The sequence below is a fragment of the Paenibacillus sp. JMULE4 genome (genome assembly GCF_013337105.1).
GTDB lineage: Bacteria > Bacillota > Bacilli > Paenibacillales > NBRC-103111 > Paenibacillus_G > Paenibacillus_G naphthalenovorans.
Genome location: NZ_SGWF01000005.1, coordinates 1 through 21,097, shown reverse-complemented (window position 1 = coordinate 21,097; position 21,097 = coordinate 1). Strand labels below are relative to the sequence as shown.

Here is a 21,097-nt window from a genome sequence, read left to right as displayed (position 1 = left end):
GGGGCCGTATTGGTGCCAATGCGACGGTTTTACCTGGTAGAACAATTGAGGAAGATGGAACAGTTGCTGCAGGGAGTGTAGTAACAAAGGATGTTCTTCCTGAAGAAATCGTAGTAGGAATACCTGCAAAAAAACTACGAAACGTTCCCGAAAATCAATTATTAAAAAATCAATAGTCGGAAAAAGTTTTTGTAAAGCTGACGTGTAGTGAAACTTTAATCGTCAGCTTATTTAACTATTGTCCATTATACGGAATGGTACGAAAATATGTTGAGACTAGGCTTAGATGAACTAATAAAACTTGTTGTCGAAGATGTTGACTATAAAGTACATCCTTTTTAATAAAAACAATTAGGAAAGCCACACTTCATAATTGACGAATCATGAAGCATATTTTAGGAGTGAGCTGAATGAGCAAGCGTAAAATCTGTGTAGTAACGGGTACAAGGGCTGAGTACGGTCTGTTATACTGGTTAATGAAAGAAATTGATCATGATAAAGATTTGGAATTACAGATTGTTGCGACAGGGATGCATCTTTCACCGGAGTTTGGTTTGACCTATAAAGTGATAGAAGAAGACGGTTTTAAAATTGATGATAAAATTGAAATTTTGTTATCCAGTGACACTTCCATTGGAATTGCTAAATCTATTGGATTAGCAACTATAGGTTTTGCTGAATCTTTTCAGCGGTTGAAGCCAGATATCATTGTGTTGCTAGGTGATCGATATGAAATTTTGGCCGCGGCTCAGGCAGCTCTCGTAGCTCGTATCCCTGTTGCTCATCTTTCAGGTGGTGAAAAAACAGAAGGAGCTTTTGATGAGGCGATAAGACATGCAATTACTAAAATGTCTCACCTTCACTTTGTTTCTGCTGATGAATATCGTAAAAGAGTAATCCAATTAGGAGAACCCCCAAAATATGTATTTAATTTTGGGGACCCCGGTCTTGACAGTATATCAAGAATGAAGTTGTTGGATAAACAATCTTTAGAAAAGAATTGGGTTTTTCAATGGGAGAATTATGTTTTTTAATAACATATCATCCCGTAACTCTGACAAAACAAAGTCCTAGTAAGAGTATTAAACAATTATTAGATGCATTAGATCAATTCCCAGATGCTAAATTAATATTTACAAAACCTAATTCAGATGCAGGCGGCCGTCAGATTATAGAATTACTAGAGCTTTATGTATCTCGAAATCCAAATCGTGCAGCATTATTCACCTCACTAGGACAATTAAGATATTTGAGTGCTTTACAACATGTAGATGCCGTTATTGGAAATTCGTCTAGTGGAATTGTGGAAGCGCCGGCTTTCAAGAAACCAACTATTAATATTGGTGATCGTCAGCGCGGTAGATTATTGGCCAACTCAATTATAAGCTGTTCTGAAGATACAAATGACATAGTCCAAGCTATACACAAGGCGTTATCTCCACAGTTTCAGGAAAATTTACCTAAGGTTATCTCGCTTTATGGGCAAGGTAATACCTCTATAGAAATTAAAAATCTTTTAAAAACTGTTGATATTTCCAACATTACTTTGAAATCATTTCATGATGTGAAATTCGTGGAGGACCTTTCATGATCCGTATAGGCGGAGAATTTGAATTAAATACAGCCTTATTAGCAAAGAATAGGAAAGAGAATTCAAGAATAATTTATCCCAATAAACATCAGATTTGGACTGATACAGGTCGTTCAGCTTTATTTATAGCAATCGATGATATCCTGAAAAAGGTGGAAAGAAATTAGCATGGTTGCCCATCTTTTGTTGTGAATCTGTAATATTACCCTTTTTGCAACATGGTATCGATGTACGCTTTTATTCCATGGGTAAATTATTACAAAATTTTAACGGGTCAAACCTAAATATTGAGGACCATTCAATATTTTTATTTATAAATTACTTCGGAAAAGAAAATAAAACAGTTTATGATTGGCTAAGAGCAAAGCCAGCAGAAAAAGTAATATTTATTATTGAAGATAACGTGCAAGCCTCGTTAAGCAAGGATATGGGGAAATATGGGGATTATGTTGTTAATAGTTTTAGGAAAATGACACCCCTACCAGATGGTGCAGTTGTAGCAAGCACTAAAAAATTTGATTTTTCTTTGCAAATGCCTAGTGAAGAGTTCATTTCAAAGAAACTCGTGGCTAAACATATTAGAGATGACAATGAACAAGAACATATTTTCTTTGTGCAAAATTCAGAAGAAATGCTGGATCAGTACATTGAGCCGAGAAGGATCTCTTGGATTTCTGATTTTTTATTTGATAGAATTGACTTAGAAGAAATTCGTATGTTGAGACGCACAAATTGGAATCTCTTAAAAAAAGCACTGATTGTAGTGTTAAAGGATAAGTACGAAATCCATACACTTTATAGTTCATTAGAACCAAATGAAATACCTTTAGGTTTTCCGATAATAGTCAATCCAGAGATTCGTAATAAACTGAGGGCATATTTAGCGGAAAACAATATTTTTTGTCCGATCCATTGGCGCCTCCCGAAAAAATATTATGCCGTTGAGTTCAAAGATGACTTTGAACTTTCTGAATCTATTCTTACGTTACCAATAGACCAACGTATGAATGAGGAACACATTAATTATATGGTTGAGATCATTATCCAATTCTTCAATAAAATTAAAGGGGAAACGAAATGAATAATAAAAGAACATATATCATTGCAGAAGCTGGAGTTAACCATAATGGCTCATTAGAGCTTGCTAAACAATTAATTGATGTTGCAGCAGATGCAGGTGCAGATGCGGTTAAATTCCAGACTTTTAAAACTGAAAAAGTGATTAGCCGGTATGCAAGAAAAGCGGATTATCAAAAACAGACTACAGGTGAGGAAGAAACGCAGTTTGAAATGGTTAAGAAGTTAGAGCTATCGGAAGAAGACCATTTTGAATTACTAGCACATAGTCTAGAAAGAAACATTCAATTATTATCCACGCCCTTTGATACGGATAGTCTTAATTTTCTAGTAAATGAGTTGTCACTGGCTAGTATTAAAGTACCTTCAGGTGAAATAACCAATGCGCAATTGCTGCTTGAGGTTTCAAGAACGGGGAAACCGATCATACTATCAACAGGTATGAGTACCTTAGGAGAAATTGAAGACGCATTGGCAGTTTTGTCATTTGGTTATACGATGCCAAAGTCAAAAATTCCATCTATGAATGCTTTTAAAGAAGCCTATTGTTCCGATGAAGGTCAAAAAGCATTAAAGTCAAATGTAACCATTTTACATTGTACTACGGAATACCCTGCTCCGTTAGAAGATGTTAATTTGAGAATTATGGATACGCTAAAAAGTGCATTTGATCTTCCGGTAGGCTTTTCTGATCATACTCAAGGTATTGCAGTTGCCATAGCTGCAGCGGCTAGAGGAGCGTGTCTAATTGAGAAACATTTTACCTTGGACCGATCTTTACCAGGACCGGACCATCAAGCATCATTGGAACCAAAGCAATTAAAAGAAATGATAGATTCTATCCGGATGGTAGATATTGCACTTGGAAATGGAATAAAAATTCCAGCCAAATCGGAATTAAAGAATAAAGAAATTGCAAGAAAAAGTTTGGTAGCAGCTTGTGAAATTAAAGAAGGGACTACCTTTAGTCATGATAATATAGCTATCAAACGTCCTGGAACGGGCATATCACCAATGGCATACTGGGATTATTTAGGTAAGAAAGCTACGCGGTCATATAGGGAAGATGAGGTTATTGAAAATTAATGATTGTAAAATATGAGGAAGCATTAAAGATATATGAAAGTTTCGAGACAGGAATAAGAGTGCCGTCCTTACACCCTTATTACATTTTAAATGATGCAGCAAGAGATAAGTCTTTAGAACCTATATTTTTCGTCTATAGCGAAGCGAATGAAACATTCTATCATGGATTTCATTTAGGAAAAGTTGATGGCACTAATTTCTATGACATTCAATCTCCGTATGGATATGGAGGCCCCATATCTACAACAGCTGATGCAAAATTTTTATCCAATGCTTGGGCGTATTTTTTGAGTTGGGCATCACAACAATCTATACTGGCGGAGTTTATTCGATTTCATCCTTTACTTGAGAACTGGAATTTTTATTACGGAAACTATAAACGTGATAGAGAAACAGTATGGATTAATTTAATGAATTCTGACATTCTTGCTTCTTTCAAAACGAGGGCCCGTACATCCGTTAGAAAAGCTAAAAAAAATGGACTGCTAGCAGAAATAATTACCGATAAAAAAGATGTTTCTTCTTTTGTTGAAATTTATCAAGCAACGATGCAAAGTCTTGATGCTAATCAATTTTATTTTTTTCCGGAAACTTATTATGAGAAATTGTTGGAATGGGATAAAGCATTTATTGTTAATTGTAAGCTTCAAGAGGAAACCGTCGCCACAGGATTATTTTTATGCGACGGCCTAAATATCGAATACCATCTCTCAGGATCAACTTCAACAGGAAAGGAGTTAGGGGCAACAAATTTAATTTTATACGAGGCTTCGATTTATGGAAAAGGGTTAGGTTATAGTAAGTTGCATTTAGGTGGAGGTTCAACACCTACGGAAAATAACCCTTTGTTATTTTTTAAATCAGGATTTTCAGACGAACGTGCACACTATAAAATAGGAAGTTATATTCATAACGAAGAAGCTTATCAAGCGATGAAAACAGAATGGGCAATACAGAAAGGCGATAATAACCGAATATTATTTTATAGATAATAAAAATGGAGGTTATTAGTATATGGCTTGGGATCCGGTCTGGGAAGAGGTTTTTACAAATCAAGCTTGGGGAAAATATCCGAGTGAGGATTTGATTCGTTTTGTAGCATGTAATTTTTACAAGGTACAAAATAGGAAGGATATAAAAATTCTTGAAATAGGCTGTGGTCCCGGAGCTAATTTATGGTATATGGCAAAAGAAGGATTTACTGTTTATGGAATTGATGGTTCAGATTCCGCTATAAAACAAGCACGTAAGCGTTTAAATGAAGAATGTCCAGGATGGATGGGAGAACTGCAAGTTAGTGATTTTAGAGATATCCCATATAAAGATAATACGTTTGATGCGGTCATTGATAATGAAGCTGTATATTCAAATTCTTTTGATGAATCGAAAAGGATTTATTCAGAAATGCACAGAGTAACGAAATCTGGCGGTAAGTTTTTTTCACGCACATTTGCTGCCGGTTCGTGGGGAGACCAGACTGGTGAAAAGGTAGGGCATAATGCTTGGAAAGCATCTGAGGGTCCATTAATGAACAAGGGATACTCTCGCTTTACACCTTTTGAAGAAATACAAGAACTAATTACCGACTTTCAGATTGAAGAAGTTGAGATGGTTACCAGATCTATGAGTAATCAACGTCATACCGTTAAAGAATGGATCATTACAGGAAAAAAACTGTGAATTGAGGTGTGAATCTTGACTTGGAAAGACATTTTGATTTCTCCGCATACTCAAATCATTAAGGCTTTAGAAATCATAGATGCTGGCGCTATGCGATTTGCGATAGTCGTCGATGAAAAATATCGTCTTGTGGGAACTTTAACTGACGGCGATATTCGTAGAGGAATTCTAAGAGGGGTATCATTGGATTCCAGTGTAAGTGAAGTTATGAACGTAGATCCGATATCATTTAGTATTCATGATGATAAACAAAAAATAATATCAGTTATGAAAAGAAAGAAGCTACAACAAATACCGATTTTAGACGACGACGGATGTGTCGTTTCATTAGAATTATTAACCGACATCCTAGAATCCGATAAACGAGAAAATTGGGTCATACTTATGGCTGGCGGACTTGGAAGTAGATTAAGCCCTCTTACTGATGATTGCCCGAAACCTTTGTTAAAAGTTGGAAGCAAACCGATTTTGGAAAATATTATCGATAATTTTATTAGCCAAGGCTTTTATAAGTTTTATTTATCCGTAAATTATAAAGCGGAAATGATAAAGGAATATTTTGGAGACGGTACAAAATGGGGAATTGAAATACATATATCCATGAGACAAGAAAGCTTGGGACGGCAGGGGCTCTAAGCCTAATACCTGAAGAACCTAAAGAACCGGTTATTATCATGAATGGAGACTTGCTTACAAAAGTAAACTATAATCATTTACTTGATTTTCACAAAGAAAATAATTCTATGGCCACAATGTGTGTTCGTGAATATGAATTCCAAGTCCCTTACGGTGTAGTAAATGTTGACAATCATCGTATGTTGGGCATTGTGGAGAAACCAGTTCAAAAATTTTTTGTAAACGGTGGAATTTATGTTCTCGAGCCAAAGGCAATAGAATTTATTCCAAAAAACACCTATTATGACATGCCAACTTTATTCGAAACTTTGATAAAAGAAAATTATGAATCTGCTGTTTTTCCAATTAGGGAGTATTGGGTAGATATAGGCCGTATGGATGATTTCAGAAAAGCAAATGAAGAATTTAAAGAGGGATTTTTATGATAAATGGAAAATCAGTACTTGGAGTTATTCCTGCTCGTGGAGGATCTAAGGGGGTACCCCGAAAAAATATACGGGAAGTTGCAGGTAAACCTTTGATTGCTTGGACAATAGAGGAAGCGAAGAAATCAAAGTTTATCGATCGTCTTATATTATCCTCTGAAGATGCGGAAATCATAAAAATTGCTAAATCATGGGGGTGTAGTGTACCTTTCATACGACCAACAGAGCTTTCTAGGGATGAGACACCCGGCATAGAGCCTGTTCTTCATGCTATCAAAGTTCTCCCCGGTTATGATTATATTGTGTTATTGCAACCAACATCGCCATTGCGAATTGTTAAAGACATTGACTCTTGTATAGAAAAATGTGTGCGTTTAGCGGCAAATGCATGTGTATCCGTCACGGAAACTAAAAAAAGCCCCTACTGGATGTATACTATGGATGATTCTTACAAAATGAAACCGTTAATTCCTAATGAAGTCAGTAGAAGGCAAGATTTACCCGTTGTATATGCGTTAAACGGGGCAATCTATGTTGCTAAAACCGATTATTTGATTCAATCAAGGACATTCTTAAGTAATGAAACTATTGGTTTTGAAATTCCTGAAGACAGGTCATTAGATATTGATTCGGAATTGGATCTATTCTTAGCAGATGCAATTCTAACAAAAAATAATTATTGATATTTGACTTAAAAATTTTTATGAGACAGATTATTAGCAATTTTAATATAAACCTTACTCACAACATAGCCCAAACTACAATAAACCAGTACATACGCTGCTCTGCAGAGTAAGCTTGAAAAGTTAAAAAATATGTCAACCGAAGATGACGGAGTAGCGGTGCCTAAAAGAAAGGGAGAAAGTAATTGGGGAAGTGAACGAGTGAATCGCGATGCCGACCGAAAGACAGACCGCTTAATCGGATCTCTGTGGATCGCGATACGATCTTTGACATCTTATGCATACGCTGCGTACCTATCACATCGAGGATCGCATCGGCAGCAGTTCATTAACCGCATGTTCGCCCGAAGGACTCCAGCTTTTTCATGGGCTTCGTCCAGCAAGACAATATCCAGGTAAAATCAGGGTTTATACTATCTTGAAAGTAGGGATGAAAATAATATTAGTGGAAAAGGATAATGATGTGGTTAAATTTGCTTTTAAAGATGTGACCCTTTCTGAGGCAACATTGAACGAGTTCGAGTTTATGTTTAATCTAAAGTGTGAGAAAAATATTTTATACTGGGGTGGATTTGCCGATAAGCCAAATTATAAAAATTTAAAAGAATGGTATTATCGTATTTTATTAGATAAAACTAAAAAAATATTATTTATAAATTATTATGGTGAAAAAGTAGGATACATAACGTACAAAATTTATAATGATTCAATTTGTGATGATTTTAGTATTGCTGTTTCAGATAGGTTTAGCGGTAAAGGCATTGCTACTAAGGCTATCGGAGAAATGATTGAATATTTAAAATATGAGCACTTTAATTGTAAAACCTTCTATTCGTATATTAGAGAAGATAATATACCTTCGCAAAAAGTACATAGAAAGAATAATTTTATTTTAACCGATCAATATGAGGATAAGTTTTTACAATCTGACAATAAAATTGTAAGATTGCATAAGTGGGTAAAGAATTTAGAGGAATGAAATTAGAAGGTTTAACGTACTAAAACCAAGGGCATTATGAATTTTTAAAAGATTTAGGCGGATAATTGTGTCAATGCCGGAATTAATTTGACCCACTAGCGCCGGGATAATTGAGTCTGTAAAATAAAATGTGTAAACTCTCAAACCTGATAAAATGAAAGTAATAGAAAGGGAGCACACATGGGATTATGGACAAAAGAGCAGCTTAGGGCCTTCATTAAGGAGAACAAGCTGGTGACCGCACAGGACGTGCAGAATGCTTTGAAAGACTTATTTGCCGAGACGCTGCAAGAGATGCTGGAGGCCGAGATGGAAACGCATCTGGGCTATGAGAAGCATGACGTGAAGAACAAACAGACGACCAACAGCCGCAACGGAAAGAGCAAGAAGAAGATCACCAGCGAATACGGCGATCAGGAGATTGCCGTGCCCAGGGATCGTCTGGGCGAGTTCGAGCCGCTCGTGGTAAAGAAGCACCAATCCAACGTCACCGGCATCGAAGATCAGATTATCGCCTTATACGCCAAAGGCGTGAGCACGCGGGAAATCCAAGATCACCTGCAGAATCTGTACGGTATCGACATTTCGCCGACGATGATCTCGAACGTCACGAACAAAATCGTTCCGCTCATCAAGGAGTGGCAGAACCGTCCGCTGCAAAACGTGTATGCCGTCGTCTTCCTTGACGCCATTCACTTTAAGGTCAAGCAAGACGGCGCTATTGTGAACAAGGCCGCCTACATGGTCATCGGCATCGATCTGGATGGTAACAAGGATGTGCTGGGCATGTGGATCGGCGAGAACGAATCGGCCAAGTTCTGGCTCAGCGTCCTAAACGACCTAAAGAATCGCGGCGTACAGGATATTCTCATCACCTGTGTCGATAATCTTACCGGTTTCTCTCAGGCCATTGCCGCCTGCTATCCGAAGACGGAGATTCAAAAGTGTATCATTCACCAAATCCGCAACTCGACTCGCTACGTGTCCTATAAGGATCTGAAGAAGGTAACAGCTGATCTGAAGCCGATCTACAAAGCGGCGACGGAGGAGATGGCGCTTGTGGAGCTGGATCGTTTCGAGGAAACATGGGGCGCTAAATATCCGCTCATCATCCGTTCGTGGCGCAGCAATTGGGACGAGCTGGCTACCTTCTTCAAGTACCCTCCCGAACTGCGCAAGCTCATCTACACCACCAATATGATTGAGAGCTATCATCGTCAGCTTCGCAAGGTAACGAAGGGAAAGAGCATTTTCCCCAGCGACGAGGCTCTTCTGAAGATGCTTTATCTTGTAACCATGGATGTCACCCGTAAATGGACGGGGCGTGTCCAAAATTGGGGACAGATGCTGCTGCAGCTATCCGTTTTCTTTCCGGATCGAATCGGGCAGCACTTGCCGTAAGGGGCCAATCTCCCCTAGGGCAGATTCCTTTATACATGAGTTTACACAAAATAATTGACAGACCCGGATAATTTTGACCCACATGAGCACCTGGTGTTGCATAAATTCCGGTTTTCAGTTTTTCCTTAAGCCTGTAGCTGTTCCCACGGATGTTTACCACGTGGGAATGATGGAGCAGACGATTATCCAACACAGCTGTTGCAAGAACGGATCACCCATTAATTCGCCCCATTCCCCGAAGCTCTTGTTGCTCGTCAGAATAATGCTTCCTTTTTCGTAGCGCGCGCAGATCAATTGAAAGAATAGATTTGCCGCTAATGGATCAAGGGGGAGGTACCCCACTTCATCTACAATGAGAATTCGAGGACGAAGGTAAACGCGTAATCGCTTCTCCAAACGGTTCTCTTCATAGGCACGTCGGAGGTCACCTACAAGTTGGGCGAGACTTACGAAGTATATCGGTAACCCCTGACCAATGGCCTCCATGGCGATAGCGACAGCTAAGTGCGTCTTCCCCACAAACCTGGAGGACCCAAGAGAATAATATTTTCCTGCCTCCCGACGAAGGTGAGAGAAGCCAACTAGCGGATGAGGCGCTCGTCCAATCCGGGCTGAAACGAGAAGTCGAACTCCTGAAGCGTTCGCCGGTAGGACAAGTGCGATAGTTTCATCCGAACTTCCACGTTACGGCGTTGGCGTTCTTGTATCTCGGCATCGAGCAGATCGTTCAGAAACGACAGATATGTGCTCTGTGTATGGCTTGCGGCTTCCAGCTTCACATCCAACATTTGCGATGCCTGGTGAAGACCAAGTTCCTCCTAGCGGAGGCGGGCTTGTCCCAGCTCAATCATGCGCCCACCCCCGTCAGACGATCATAGATGTCTAACGATCGCACTTCAACATCTTGAATGGGAATTTGAATCCCTTGGGGTCTGGGATACGCGTACCCTTGGGCCGTGTTAACGCCGAATGTAAAATTAAGAATATAGCCGGAATAAAATTTTAGAATAGTCTCGAATCTCTCGATATAATAGGGTGCGCAACTTTGTGTCGAGGGAGAGGCTTAGTAGTGAATTTTGAGAGAAAGGAAGAAATGTTCTGGGTGATTCAAGACTTAAAGAAGAAGGGATGGAGCATTACCGCTATCGCCGACGAGTTGCAGATCAGTTGGCCTACAGCGAAAAAGTATACGAAGGAAATCCCTAAGAAACAAACCCGGCCGGCTCGGGGAAGCAAGCTCGATCCATATAAGGCGTATATCAGGCAGCGAATCGAGGAAGGCACGACCAATTGCGAGGTTCTGTTCGATGAGCTGCGAGCCAAGGGCTATACCGGCGGAAAAACGATTCTCAAAGATTATGTGCAAGGGTTTCGGAGTGCACCGAGAAAACAGGGGGTTCCGCGCTATGAAACAGCGCCGGGAGAACAGGCGCAAGTGGATTGGATGGATTGCGGCATTCAAAATTTCGAAGGGAAACGCCGACGGATTTATGGATTTATCATGACGATGGGTTATTCACGAAAACGGTATGTATGTTTCACGGATACCATGAAGATGGACAGTTTCCTGCGCTGCATGAGACAAGCCTTCGAGTACTTTGGAGGCATACCAAAAAAAGTGCTCTTTGACAACATGAAAACCGTGGTCCAGAAACGATTGCTCAAAGAAGTCGTCCTGACAAGCGTCTTCGCGGATTTTGCACACTACTATGGGTTCCAGGTGGATGTATGCAAACCGGGGAAACCACGAACCAAAGGCAAAGTTGAAAATTCGGTCAAATATGTTCGCCAAAACTTCTTGCAACGCAAGCATGAACCGGCGCTGGAAGCTTGGAACCAAGATGCGCTGCAGTGGCTGGAGACGGTAGCAAACGCCAAACCCAATGCCACAACCGGTGTGCCGCCGGAGGAACGTTTTCAGGACGAAATCAAGGCCTTGTCGCCTATCAGCGGTATCGCCCCCTATGTGGTGGCGAAATGGGAAAAGCGGCTGGTGTGGGACGGCTACATATCGGTTAAATCCAAGAAATATACGGTTCCAAGTCATTTGGGTCTAAAAGAAGTTCGTATTCGTTGGATCGATTCCGATCATTTCGAAGTGTGGGATCACGAACAAAAAATCACGACATACCGGATCAACGAAGAGACGGGTAAAACGACCATTTATCGACCGGAGCATCTGCCGAAATTAAAAGGAGCTCTTGAAGAAGGGGACTATGGTTTGGCGACCTCCCCACACGTTCAGAAAGCTCCTGAGGTAGAAACTCGCTCCCTTGATTATTACGAGTTAATCGGAGAGGAGGAATTTCTGGTATGCAAGCCTTGATCGAACTCCAGCAGCGTTGCGCTCAGTTGGGCTGGAAATCCATTGCCCATCGGCTCGACGCCTTGCTTGAAGAGGCTTCTGCCAACAGTATATCATATGCTGAATTTTTAGGCAGCCTCTTGCATGTGGAAGAAAACCACAAACAAGAAGCATCATGGAACCGAAGAGTCCGAAATGCTCGTTTTCCTTTCGTAAAGACGTTAACCGAATTCGACTTTGCCGCGCAAACCAGTGTGGATGAACGCCGGATTCGCGATTTAATCGCTCGCTCGTTTTATAGGGAGGGCCATAATCTGATGTTTCTGGGACCTCCGGGGGTAGGAAAGTCGCACCTTAGCGTGGCCATCGCGCTAGAGGCTATCCATCAGGGACAGACCGCGTTATTTGTGCGTGCGGATGAATTCATGGAAGCTGCAAGAGAAGCAGCCGAATGCAGGCAAGTTCCGAAATTCCTCCGGAGTTATGCAAGGCCTACGATACTGATCCTGGACGAAGTTGGCTATGCCCCTTTTGATGCGACGAGTGCCCAGATCCTGTTCCAAGTTATATCTAAGCGCTACGAACGTGGGTCGATCATCATCACATCCAACAAGTCATACAGCGAATGGGGCGAGATGCTGGGTAGTCCCGTGCTGGCGACGGCTATACTGGACCGCCTCTTACACCACAGCTCGGTCTTTAATATGCGCGGGGATTCCTATCGTTTGAAAGAAAAGATACGCGCCGGCGTACTGCCATCTTCAACAAAAGCTCCACGACGTTCGGGAGGTGGCGAAGGATGAAGAGAAAGCGTCCGATGATCGCCATTACGATCTACATTGCGGAGAAGGTATAGAGCTTTATATTGGAAATACGCCTATCCCTGGCCGACTGGAGATGGATCGGGATTGGTACGTCATCCTGCATGATGTACGCTTTAATCTACGTTCGTCGGAAAAGTATATGGTGAGTTCTAAATTCCGGATTTCAGGCTCTCCTCCGGCTGACCTCCCGGCCGCGCGCCGCCGAGTAAGGGACAAGGGGGCTAGCCCCCTTGTCCCTTACTCCATATTGACTAAATCCTAAAAAAATAACCCGGCTAAAAATTAAATTTTTATTCCGGCCTTGACAGGCCGTGCTTAGGTGACTATATTGATTCTCGCACATCACGAGCGTTCGTGATCGGTACCTCTTTTCGTGACGGGCCAGGAGCTGGTTCTCGTAGTAAATTTCAACGAAGCCGTTTACCTCCCGGACTTTTACTTCACGGCCGCTAAAGCGCCATGGGATTCCGTAACGTACACCATCGTAGCTGACGAACCCGTCGCGGCTTGCTTTACGCGGCTCAAAGCGGAACTTCGCCCACCGTTCCGGGGAAGGGAGGGGCTGCAGCCCTTCGTTTGCAAGACGATCGAACGGTCGCTCTCCCGTTGTACCGTGAATCCGGCGGTTTTGTTCATCGCACCAATGGCGTGCTTGCCGGTTGAGGTCGCCGAGATCGGTAAACTGCCGTCCCGGCATAAAGTTCTGTTCAACGAATTGAACGCCTCGTTCCACCTTGCCTTTGGTCTGCGGACGACGAGCACGGTGTAACCGTCAAGCCCTTTTGAACAATTATTGCTAAGTAATATTGAACAGTTTTAGCTTGCGAAAATAGTCTGCCGGTACTTCAGACGATAGCTGTCGCCACTTAATTGGATGACCTCGCTCTTATGCAAGATCCGATCCAGGATCGCAGTGGTGATCGCCTGATCTCCCAACAGTTCACCCCAATCCTCCGGCCCTTTGTTTGAGGTGAGGATGATTGAAGTTTGACCGTACAGCTTATTCACAAACTGAAAAAACAAATTTGCTTCATTCCGGTCCATGGCCATGAACATCAAGTCATCCAATATGACCAGATCAGAGTTATGAATACGCCGGAGCTTATGCTGGGACGATCGGGAAATCTCTTGTGTCTTCAGTAAGTGAATTAAGCCATCCATCGGCACGAAGCTCACTTTGCAGCCGTTATGTAATGCCTCTACGCCCAATCCGATGGCGATGTGCGTTTTCCCTACCCCGGGAGGCCCGAGCAAGATGAGATTGTAATTCTGCTCAAGCCATAGAAGTTCCCGTAGTTGCTGAAATTGGCGTTTGCTTATGGATGGTTGTTCTTCCAAACGAAACTCATCCAGCGTCTTCACTTCAGGGAAGGACGCCCATTTATAACGTCTGGCGAGTTGCTTTTCTTCTCGTCGGACTAATTCATAACGGAGCAGCCGTTGCAAAAACTCACTGCATGTCCATTGGTGTTCTTCAGCCTCCATTAAGCTTTCATCAATGATCTGGGCCGCTTCCGTGAGGTTGAGTGTTTTTAAGCTTTGTTTCAGGTGTGTTATGGTCTCGTTCATGTTTAGCCTCCTCTCAAAATGCGCCGGTAGATCTCCACATCACGAATTTGAGGCTTGGCTTTCCATTTGGCCGGATCCACTCCGCTCAGCTGTGTAACATGGCTTCGATCCGATGACGTTTTTTCGCAAGAATTTGAGAAGTGGTTCACGGCATCAGCAAAATCCACGGCTCTGTATAATCGGTTGGCCACACAGTAACGGAGAGCCTGATCCACGGATTCTTGAAATGCCTGATCCAGCGTTTTTTGAATGAGTTGGAGCTGATCACGGGTATACCGCGGATGCAGCCGGCGAATCTCTTCCAGATAAGATGAAGCCAGATCAGGATCAGGAAACTGTCTCCTCACACTTTCAAAGTAAGCAGCAATGCCCTTCTGGCGATCTCGCCGGTGATTCGTGTTCTGGATGAGCTGGCCCCGCCTCTGTGAGCGTTCATGTTCAGCGATGATTTCACCGGTATCCACATCGTGGATTTGAAGCGTTGAATATTTCGGTGCGGCAGAGCCGCTTGGTTAATGAATGAGAGCCACTATGTTAATGAAATAGAGCCACCTTATCGGAGGGGAGAGCCACCCCGGTTTGGGGCAGCCCTCGGGAACATTATCTTAGAACTGAGGTGCTTTCCTTTTTCTCATGGAATCTTCGCCGTCGATTAGCATTTGATATGAATTATGCACAATTCGATCCAGGATTGCGTCGGCCATTGTATGTTCGCCAATCTTCTCATGCCAACCATCCGGAGCGAATTGGGAGATGAAGATCGTCGAGGCGCTCTGGTGGCGTGCTTCGATGATTTCAAGCAAATCTCGGGCTTCTGTTGCGGTCAGAGGAACCAGCAACCATTCGTCTATAATGAGAAGGCTGATCTTCTTGTATTGGGCAATAACCTTCTTATATGTTCCATCTCCACGGGCGATAGCCAGGTCTGTTAGGAGTTCAGGTAAGCGGATATACTTCGTCGCGTATAAATGACGACAAGCTGCGTTGCCCAGCGCGCACCCGATAAAGGTTTTCCCCGCGCCTGATGCGCCCATAATGATGACATTGCTTCTCATGAATATAATTGCCAGTTGCAAGCCGCAGGATCTGAGGTTGCTCTAAGCGTCGGTCTGAATGATATTCAATGTCCTCGACGCATGCACTCGGATAGCGTAGCGTTGCCTTTTTGAGAAGCCTGCTTAGCTGGTTCGTCTTCCGGCGTGCCCATTCTGCATCCACTACTAGCCCGAAGCGTTCCTCAAAAGACAGTGTGGAGTAAGACGGGTTCTGCATTTGCTCCCGCAGGGATTCAGACATGGCGCTTAAACGCATTTCATTTAGCTTCGTAATCGTCGTATTGGTTAACATTTAGGATTTCCTCCCGTAATAGTCTGCACCGCGTGTAAAGCCATGAGTATTCACGGAAGGCGCGCCTAGTTGTTCGATCGTTGCAGCTTCCTCAAGAGTGTCCAACCCTGATTTCAGTATGGTGCTGATATGCCTGTAGCTAGGATTTGGTGTGTAGCTAAGAGCTCGTGCACAGGCGGATTCAAGCCGAACCAAGGAATACCGGTCTGCCAGCTTTAATACGCCCATGCAAGACTTGTATCCTTGTTGCTCTACCCGGTGACCCGCAAGTATGGCTTTGATGGCTGTACTTGTATAAGGCCCCACCTGTTTTGCCCATGCGACAAAGCGCTCTGTATTTGTCAACTGAAAATCCGGCCACATAATCATTTAAATTCCGGCCATGCGGTACAAAAAATATGGCTACATGTAGCTCAGGCCAATTGCTGCTTCTGCAGCCATTCCTTAGTTTCTTTCATGCGATAGGAGTTCCCATTCATGTTGACGAGGTAGGACTGATGCGTCAATCGGTCGATCATCGCTGCGGTCATGATCGGATCCTGAAAGATCTCTCCCCAGCGTTCAAATGACAAATTCGTCGTGATGATCGTTGACTTCCGTCCAGCTCGAAGCGAAAGATGGGTAAACAGTAGCTCGGAACCCTCCTTATCGAATGAGATGTATCCCATCTCATCGGCAATGACCAGGTCATATTTCTCAAACCGGTTCTGAAACACTCGGAGTGTTTGCTCTGCCCGACACTCTTTGATGCGGTTCACAAGCAAAGGCACGGTAGTGAACCATACTTTGTAACCCTCCAAACAAGCTTTTAGACCGAGCCCAATAGCCACATGGGTTTTTCCGGTTCCTGGATTGCCGGCCAAGATGACGTTACGTCCTTCCGGAATAAACCCTAGCGTTTTGAGCAGTTTCAGTTTCTTTTGTGCGTCCTGAGGAAGCTCATCTACAGACAAATCCTCAAGATATTTCTTATGTGTGAATTCTGCCAGTCGGATTCGGTTGTACCGGGATGCCTCCCGTCGGGCATCGCATTCCTTCTCCAGCAACTGAGCCAGGAACTCTTCGTAGCAAACGTCCCGTTGGCTGGCCTCCCGCACGTACTCCTCCAGATGCTTCCGAATCATCGGAAGCCGTAGTTCCTTACTGTATTCCATAATCGCTTCTTTCCACGCCTTGCGCGGTGAATGACTCATGCAACGTCCTCCTTCGTTTCTAACGTATCGGTATGAAACAGATCATCGTACGCGCGCAATTGTTCGACCGATCGATCCGTGATCTCTTGACCGGTTTTGGAGAGCGTGGCATGAGCAACTACCATTTCCCGGTTCTTAGCGCACAGCACTTTAATTTTATCCGTCGTGACATGGCTCGGATGGATACGCTGCAACGCCTCTATGGCCTGCTCTACCTCTGTGAAACCGACATCGTCGCGAATATATTGCAGTAGTTGTACAAAATCTCTCTCTCGTCTGGTATAATACATCTCGTAAATTGTTTTTATCTTTTGGGGAGCCTGATGCCACGCCGCACTACCGGCGAATGCACCAGGTTTTTTCTTTAACGTTTCTAAATAATGATTCAGATCAAATCGCCACTCATGGCTGCCGGTCAGTCGCATATGCTCCGCCACCTGAATTTCCTGATGAAAGCAAACCACTCTCGTGGAGTAGACCTTGGTCATGATCGACTCACCAACCAAATGATCCGGTACTGAATAACGATTCTGGTCCACCATGATCGTCGCATATTTGTCTACCCGTCCGTAGAGTACACGAGCGGCATCAAACGGGGGCATGGCAGGGAGAAGGAAAGAGCGTTCCTGTTCCAGTCGTTCGATCGCCGTCTGGCCGCTCAACTCGGTTTGCGGTTTTTGGTTGCGCCGTGTACATACCTGCTGCAGATATTGGTTCGCTTCCTCTAACGAGTCGAACTCGTCCCGAAAGGCGAATGCTTTTCGGCGTACGACCTCCACGCTGCGCTCCACATGACCTTTTTCATTGCCGCTGTGGATATTGCAAAAACGGTGCTGAAACCCATAATAAAGCGACAACTGCAGAAGACCTTGCGTCGGCTCCTTTCCCGTTCCAACGAACCGTTTGACCGCCACTTTCATGTTGTCATACACCATCGTTCGATGTACGCCGCCAATATGCTGAAAAAACAAGGCATGTGCTTCCTGAAAGCATTCTGTCGTTTGTTTGGTAAACAAATACGCAAAACGGTAGTTCCCATAAGCGGATGTGAAAACCGCCATTTGAAAAGTTTGTAGTCTACCATTGATTTTAAGTTTCACTTCACCCCAATCGAATTCACAGATTTCCCCAGGTTCATACAGTGCCTTGATGAATGCTTCCTTGGGTTTGCGTTCCAAACCACGGATTGTTCGGAGAACCGTACTGTAGCTAATATCTACGCCTTCGGCTTCCAGTGCTTCGAAGATGTCCATTGCCTTCTTTTGTTGTTTGCGTTGCCCTTGGTTTCGCTTGATTTCATTCTCATTCAAATGCGCTTGGATTTTTTTTGCTATTTCATCGGTCAGTTTCCGTTTCGGTCGGATTCCTACATTGTACTTGGGAGCGGTGGTCAGGGCATCAATTAATGCTTGAATATCTACTGAGTCGTTCCCCTCCGCCAACAACTGCCGTCTCCTTTCCTCATATTGGTGGATGTATTTTCCAACCGTTTCTCGATGAATCCCGGTCAATCTAGCAATTTCCCGGCGTGACCTTCCTTCATGGATGTGCATCATCAAAATCTTCTGCATAATATTCATCGTAATCATTCTCTCCCGGCACCCACTTGTCGATTTATTCTCCAAGTAGGTTTATCGGTTGTGGCCGGTTTTTCAATGATTACGGTGGCCTGTTTTTAAGTTATCATAGACAGCGCTCTGCATTCCATTCCACATACTGCTTATGCTTTTCCGGCATGTGATCTGAAACGGTATGATATTGTCCCGGACGACCGTAAAGCCGGGGATGAGAGCAGATCCGATGATGGTTGTAGAACACTTCGATAACGCCGCGCGTAATTCGGACGTCTACCTTGTGTTTGATATATTCATAGGGAACGCTGTAATGCATATTGTCTACAGCTATGTGATAATTGAACTGTACGGTGGCAACTTTCCAGGTGGCACATTCGTACGCAGAAACAGGTAGCGGCTGCAGGGTGTGCTTCTCCTCGTCAAGAAACGCACTGAGCCTGCTGCCTGGCTTTTTCTGAAATGGCTTACGGTTGAAGGTTTCGAGCTTCACTGAGATGGCTTCGTTCAATTCGGAAAGAGTGAAGAATGTCTGCTTACGCAATGCCGCCAGAATCCATGTGGAGATGATCCCAACCGTTCCCTCCACGCTAGGTTTATCTTTGGGTTTTCTGACTCGGGCAGGGATAACAGCGATACCGTAATGCTCTGCCATTTCATGATAGGTCTTGTTGATAACGGGGGAGTACCAAGAGGATTGTTCCACTCCAGTTTTGAGGTTGTCCGGAACAAGGATTTTGGGGACGCCTCCGAAATGATTGAAGGCATTGACGTGCGCGGAAATCCAGCTTTCTTGTGCTTGAGAAAGAAAGCCTTCCACATATGCGTATTGGCTGGATGGAAGAGTTGCGACGAAGATGTATACCGGCATGATTTCGCCAGTTTCCCGGTCTACCAAAGCAGCTGTCTGACCGGCCCAGTCGACCTCCATATGCTCGCCTGGCTTACGCTGAATGTGCATGGTGGCTTTAGTTGTCGCGGCGTACTTTCGATAGTAATTGCAAAACTGAGTGTACATGAGGGGGATTTCGCCGCTTAAACGGCAGCTCTCGCAGTACTCGTTCCAGAGTAGACTAAGGGTCACGCCACTCTTGGCTAGCTCTCGATGGATGTATTCGCAGTCCGGAATCTTGCGAGATGAGACTTGGGCCTTCTCGGGGTAAAGCCTCTAAAGCCCCATATTTACCTTTGAGTCTTTTCTCCTTATCCACTACAATATGAATTAACAAAAGTGGAGGGATCAAAGATGCAGCGCAAGAGTTACAGCATTGAATTTAAACAACAGCTCATCCAAGAAGCCTTAGAAGCAGGCAATGCCAGCCAAGTTGCAAGACGACATGGAATAGACGGGAAAATGCTCGCTCGTTGGATTCGTCAATCGAAGCATGCAAACTGGAAAAACGCATCACCAGAATCCAAAAAAGTTGCAGCCTACACTCCATCATCCAAAGAGTTTCAAGCGTTAGAGCAGGAAAACGACAAATTGAAAAAGCTGTTGGGCGAGAAGGATTTGGAGATTGCGATTCTTCGTGATCTCGTAAAAAAGGTGAACCCCGCCTATCGGACAAAATAGAGATCGCCGACAAATGGATTGCGCGGGGTTATAAAGCTGCAGTGGTGCTGCGAATCGTCGGCGTCAGTGAAGCGACGTACTATTACCGGAAGAAACACTTCAAGCAAGAGCGAGTGTATAACGGCGGACGGCCGATTCCCGGCTTTTCCTTGGATCATAAGCGGCGTCCCGTCAGCGATGAGCAGATCAAGGAATGGCTGATGGAGCTTATTGCCGGGGAAGAAGCGACTTACGGTTACCGTAAATTAACCGTATGCCTGAAACGACAGTATGGGCTGATCATTAACAAGAAAAAAGTATACCGGCTGTGTCAGGAACTGGGCATCCTGCAGCCACAACGCCGGAAGCGAATCCAATATCCCCGAAAGCTGGCGAACAACCGTGAGATTTGCGCTTCGAATCAGCTTTGGGAGATGGACGTGAAATACGGCTATATTGCAGCAGAGCAGCGTTTCTTTTTCTTGCTCAGCCTGATTGACGTCTACGACCGATCGATTATCGACTACCACATGGGCCTCTCTTGTGAAGGGAAGCATGCTGCGCAAATCCTGCAGAGAGCGTTATGGAAACGGCGGCTCTTTGAGAAAGATCAGCTGCCCGTGGTTCGTACCGATAACGGCCCGCAATTTATCAGCCATGCTTTTGAAGAAGCATGCCTGGAGTATTGTGTAGAACATGAACGTATTCCTCCGAAAACGCCGAATAAAAATGCGCATATCGAAGCATTTCATGCCATTTTAGAACAAGAGTGTCTCTCCAGGCATGAATTTGAGAGTTATCAGGATGCATACCGTATCGTATCTGACTATCTCTTGTTTTATAATCAGCGGCGGATCCATGGAAGTTTGTATGATCTATCCCCGCAGGAATTTCATCAAGCTATGCATCAGCAAGCCGTAAAACCGCTTGTGATTAAGGTATGATGGATAAAGCCCTTTACATGGAGGGGCGGGCATGATAGGCTTGTTAGCCTCGCGATGCATGTGTTATCCGCATCGCCCTATCGCGAAAAATCATGCCCGCTGGAGGCTCCATGTCAAGGGCGACAACGAGCGACAACGACGTAAATCAATGAGAAATTACGCAATCGTGTGAATAAGGGTGTAAGACTCTAAAGTTACGGGTTTAAACCGAAGCAAATACTGAAGGTCTGCTTC

Annotated in this window: 21 protein-coding genes and 5 pseudogenes; 16 read left to right on the top strand and 10 right to left on the bottom strand. The window is 43.8% G+C overall.

The features are described 5' to 3' along the window. The first annotated feature begins 410 nt into the window (after positions 1-410). From neuC to EXW96_RS01880, 11 genes and pseudogenes are all read left to right on the top strand, one after another. Positions 411-1,034, top strand: a complete 624-nt coding sequence (gene neuC, locus EXW96_RS28195; RefSeq protein ID WP_309224984.1) for a UDP-N-acetylglucosamine 2-epimerase — start codon at positions 411-413, stop codon at positions 1,032-1,034. Continuing rightward, a complete protein-coding gene (locus EXW96_RS28190) occupies positions 1,013-1,591 on the top strand; it encodes a UDP-N-acetylglucosamine 2-epimerase (protein WP_309224983.1) in 579 nt (192 codons plus the stop codon). Before neuC ends, EXW96_RS28190 begins: the two co-directional genes overlap by 22 nt. After that, complete coding sequence (locus tag EXW96_RS01920; protein ID WP_174349725.1) at positions 1,588-1,758, top strand: hypothetical protein; 171 nt, start codon at positions 1,588-1,590, stop codon at positions 1,756-1,758. Before EXW96_RS28190 ends, EXW96_RS01920 begins: the two co-directional genes overlap by 4 nt. 77 nt (positions 1,759-1,835) lie before the next feature. After that, positions 1,836-2,672 (top strand): DegT/DnrJ/EryC1/StrS aminotransferase family protein, encoded by an 837-nt coding sequence (locus EXW96_RS01915; RefSeq protein WP_174349724.1) that lies wholly within the window; start codon positions 1,836-1,838, stop codon positions 2,670-2,672. Further along, on the top strand, positions 2,669-3,754 hold the full coding sequence (gene neuB, locus EXW96_RS01910; RefSeq protein WP_174349723.1) for an N-acetylneuraminate synthase: 1,086 nt from the start codon (positions 2,669-2,671) through the stop codon (positions 3,752-3,754). The genes EXW96_RS01915 and neuB overlap by 4 nt, the downstream gene beginning before the upstream one ends. Next, complete coding sequence (locus EXW96_RS01905) at positions 3,754-4,746, top strand: GNAT family N-acetyltransferase (RefSeq protein ID WP_174349722.1); 993 nt, start codon at positions 3,754-3,756, stop codon at positions 4,744-4,746. Before neuB ends, EXW96_RS01905 begins: the two co-directional genes overlap by 1 nt. A gap of 22 nt (positions 4,747-4,768) precedes the next feature. Then, the gene (locus tag EXW96_RS01900) at positions 4,769-5,434 is read left to right on the top strand and encodes a class I SAM-dependent methyltransferase (protein ID WP_174349721.1); all 666 of its coding nucleotides are present in this window, start codon (positions 4,769-4,771) and stop codon (positions 5,432-5,434) included. Between the two features lie 90 nt (positions 5,435-5,524). Next, positions 5,525-6,495: pseudogene (locus tag EXW96_RS28405) on the top strand (nucleotidyltransferase family protein). Then, positions 6,492-7,178: an acylneuraminate cytidylyltransferase family protein gene (locus EXW96_RS01890; protein WP_174349720.1), complete on the top strand. Its 687-nt coding sequence runs from the start codon at positions 6,492-6,494 to the stop codon at positions 7,176-7,178. The pseudogene EXW96_RS28405 and the gene EXW96_RS01890 overlap by 4 nt, the downstream one beginning before the upstream one ends. Positions 7,179-7,596: 418 nt before the next feature. Further along, complete coding sequence (locus EXW96_RS01885) at positions 7,597-8,157, top strand: GNAT family N-acetyltransferase (protein WP_174349719.1); 561 nt, start codon at positions 7,597-7,599, stop codon at positions 8,155-8,157. 180 nt (positions 8,158-8,337) lie between these two features. Then, positions 8,338-9,558 (top strand): IS256 family transposase, encoded by a 1,221-nt coding sequence (locus EXW96_RS01880; RefSeq protein ID WP_174349718.1) that lies wholly within the window; start codon positions 8,338-8,340, stop codon positions 9,556-9,558. Between the two features lie 91 nt (positions 9,559-9,649). Here EXW96_RS01880 and istB (EXW96_RS01875) read toward each other — a convergent pair. Further along, positions 9,650-10,409: pseudogene (gene istB, locus EXW96_RS01875) on the bottom strand (IS21-like element helper ATPase IstB); the annotation flags it as partial. Positions 10,410-10,627: 218 nt separating this feature from the next. On the opposite strand from istB (EXW96_RS01875), the gene istA (EXW96_RS01870) reads away from it, so the two are divergent. From istA (EXW96_RS01870) to EXW96_RS01860, 3 genes are read left to right on the top strand one after another with little or no spacing between them, the layout of a single operon-like run. Continuing rightward, on the top strand, positions 10,628-11,884 hold the full coding sequence (gene istA / locus EXW96_RS01870) for an IS21 family transposase (protein WP_155615815.1): 1,257 nt from the start codon (positions 10,628-10,630) through the stop codon (positions 11,882-11,884). Next, positions 11,872-12,666: an IS21-like element helper ATPase IstB gene (istB, locus tag EXW96_RS01865; protein WP_196427002.1), complete on the top strand. Its 795-nt coding sequence runs from the start codon at positions 11,872-11,874 to the stop codon at positions 12,664-12,666. Before istA (EXW96_RS01870) ends, istB (EXW96_RS01865) begins: the two co-directional genes overlap by 13 nt. After that, the gene (locus EXW96_RS01860; RefSeq protein WP_174349717.1) at positions 12,653-12,949 is read left to right on the top strand and encodes a DUF5348 domain-containing protein; all 297 of its coding nucleotides are present in this window, start codon (positions 12,653-12,655) and stop codon (positions 12,947-12,949) included. Before istB (EXW96_RS01865) ends, EXW96_RS01860 begins: the two co-directional genes overlap by 14 nt. Before the next feature lie 45 nt (positions 12,950-12,994). Here the strand turns inward: EXW96_RS01860 and EXW96_RS27125 are convergent. From EXW96_RS27125 to istA (EXW96_RS01820), 9 genes and pseudogenes are all read right to left on the bottom strand, one after another. Further along, positions 12,995-13,450 (bottom strand): annotated as a pseudogene (locus tag EXW96_RS27125) (Mu transposase domain-containing protein); the annotation flags it as partial. A gap of 53 nt (positions 13,451-13,503) precedes the next feature. Continuing rightward, a complete protein-coding gene (istB, locus tag EXW96_RS01850; protein ID WP_027092891.1) occupies positions 13,504-14,256 on the bottom strand; it encodes an IS21-like element helper ATPase IstB in 753 nt (250 codons plus the stop codon). A gap of 2 nt (positions 14,257-14,258) precedes the next feature. Further along, complete coding sequence (locus tag EXW96_RS01845) at positions 14,259-14,720, bottom strand: hypothetical protein (protein WP_174349715.1); 462 nt, start codon at positions 14,718-14,720, stop codon at positions 14,259-14,261. A 141-nt stretch (positions 14,721-14,861) separates the two neighbouring features. Then, a pseudogene (gene istB, locus EXW96_RS01840) lies at positions 14,862-15,603 on the bottom strand (IS21-like element helper ATPase IstB). Continuing rightward, a complete protein-coding gene (locus tag EXW96_RS26885; RefSeq protein ID WP_217437222.1) occupies positions 15,604-15,972 on the bottom strand; it encodes a hypothetical protein in 369 nt (122 codons plus the stop codon). A 44-nt stretch (positions 15,973-16,016) separates the two neighbouring features. Further along, entirely contained in the window at positions 16,017-16,796 is a 780-nt protein-coding gene (istB, locus tag EXW96_RS01830; RefSeq protein WP_137671315.1) for an IS21-like element helper ATPase IstB, read from the bottom strand. Further along, complete coding sequence (gene istA, locus EXW96_RS01825) at positions 16,793-18,385, bottom strand: IS21 family transposase (RefSeq protein ID WP_074729585.1); 1,593 nt, start codon at positions 18,383-18,385, stop codon at positions 16,793-16,795. Before istA (EXW96_RS01825) ends, istB (EXW96_RS01830) begins: the two co-directional genes overlap by 4 nt. Before the next feature lie 94 nt (positions 18,386-18,479). Then, a complete protein-coding gene (locus tag EXW96_RS28400) occupies positions 18,480-18,773 on the bottom strand; it encodes a Mu transposase domain-containing protein (RefSeq protein ID WP_375256430.1) in 294 nt (97 codons plus the stop codon). Further along, positions 18,771-19,505 (bottom strand): annotated as a pseudogene (gene istA, locus EXW96_RS01820) (IS21 family transposase); the annotation flags it as partial. The pseudogene istA (EXW96_RS01820) and the gene EXW96_RS28400, both read right to left, overlap by 3 nt. A 108-nt stretch (positions 19,506-19,613) precedes the next feature. Here istA (EXW96_RS01820) and EXW96_RS01815 point away from each other — a divergent pair. Both EXW96_RS01815 and EXW96_RS01810 read left to right on the top strand, forming a co-directional pair. Next, positions 19,614-19,940 (top strand): transposase, encoded by a 327-nt coding sequence (locus EXW96_RS01815; RefSeq protein ID WP_141336823.1) that lies wholly within the window; start codon positions 19,614-19,616, stop codon positions 19,938-19,940. Further along, complete coding sequence (locus EXW96_RS01810) at positions 19,937-20,863, top strand: IS3 family transposase (protein ID WP_141336822.1); 927 nt, start codon at positions 19,937-19,939, stop codon at positions 20,861-20,863. Before EXW96_RS01815 ends, EXW96_RS01810 begins: the two co-directional genes overlap by 4 nt. Positions 20,864-21,097 lie beyond the last annotated feature (234 nt).

Coding starts and splice junctions, on each gene's coding strand:
- EXW96_RS01915 (WP_174349724.1), top strand. CDS start 1,836: ATGGGTAAATTATTACAAAATTTTAACGGGTCAAACCTAAATATTGAG.
- EXW96_RS28190 (WP_309224983.1), top strand. CDS start 1,013: ATGGGAGAATTATGTTTTTTAATAACATATCATCCCGTAACTCTGACA.
- EXW96_RS01880 (WP_174349718.1), top strand. CDS start 8,338: ATGGGATTATGGACAAAAGAGCAGCTTAGGGCCTTCATTAAGGAGAAC.
- istA (WP_074729585.1), bottom strand. CDS start 18,385: ATGATTACGATGAATATTATGCAGAAGATTTTGATGATGCACATCCAT.
- EXW96_RS01905 (WP_174349722.1), top strand. CDS start 3,754: ATGATTGTAAAATATGAGGAAGCATTAAAGATATATGAAAGTTTCGAG.
- neuC (WP_309224984.1), top strand. CDS start 411: ATGAGCAAGCGTAAAATCTGTGTAGTAACGGGTACAAGGGCTGAGTAC.
- istB (WP_196427002.1), top strand. CDS start 11,872: ATGCAAGCCTTGATCGAACTCCAGCAGCGTTGCGCTCAGTTGGGCTGG.
- EXW96_RS01900 (WP_174349721.1), top strand. CDS start 4,769: ATGGCTTGGGATCCGGTCTGGGAAGAGGTTTTTACAAATCAAGCTTGG.
- istB (WP_137671315.1), bottom strand. CDS start 16,796: ATGAGTCATTCACCGCGCAAGGCGTGGAAAGAAGCGATTATGGAATAC.
- EXW96_RS01815 (WP_141336823.1), top strand. CDS start 19,614: ATGCAGCGCAAGAGTTACAGCATTGAATTTAAACAACAGCTCATCCAA.
- EXW96_RS01920 (WP_174349725.1), top strand. CDS start 1,588: ATGATCCGTATAGGCGGAGAATTTGAATTAAATACAGCCTTATTAGCA.
- neuB (WP_174349723.1), top strand. CDS start 2,669: ATGAATAATAAAAGAACATATATCATTGCAGAAGCTGGAGTTAACCAT.
- EXW96_RS01890 (WP_174349720.1), top strand. CDS start 6,492: ATGATAAATGGAAAATCAGTACTTGGAGTTATTCCTGCTCGTGGAGGA.
- EXW96_RS26885 (WP_217437222.1), bottom strand. CDS start 15,972: ATGATTATGTGGCCGGATTTTCAGTTGACAAATACAGAGCGCTTTGTC.
- istB (WP_027092891.1), bottom strand. CDS start 14,256: ATGAACGAGACCATAACACACCTGAAACAAAGCTTAAAAACACTCAAC.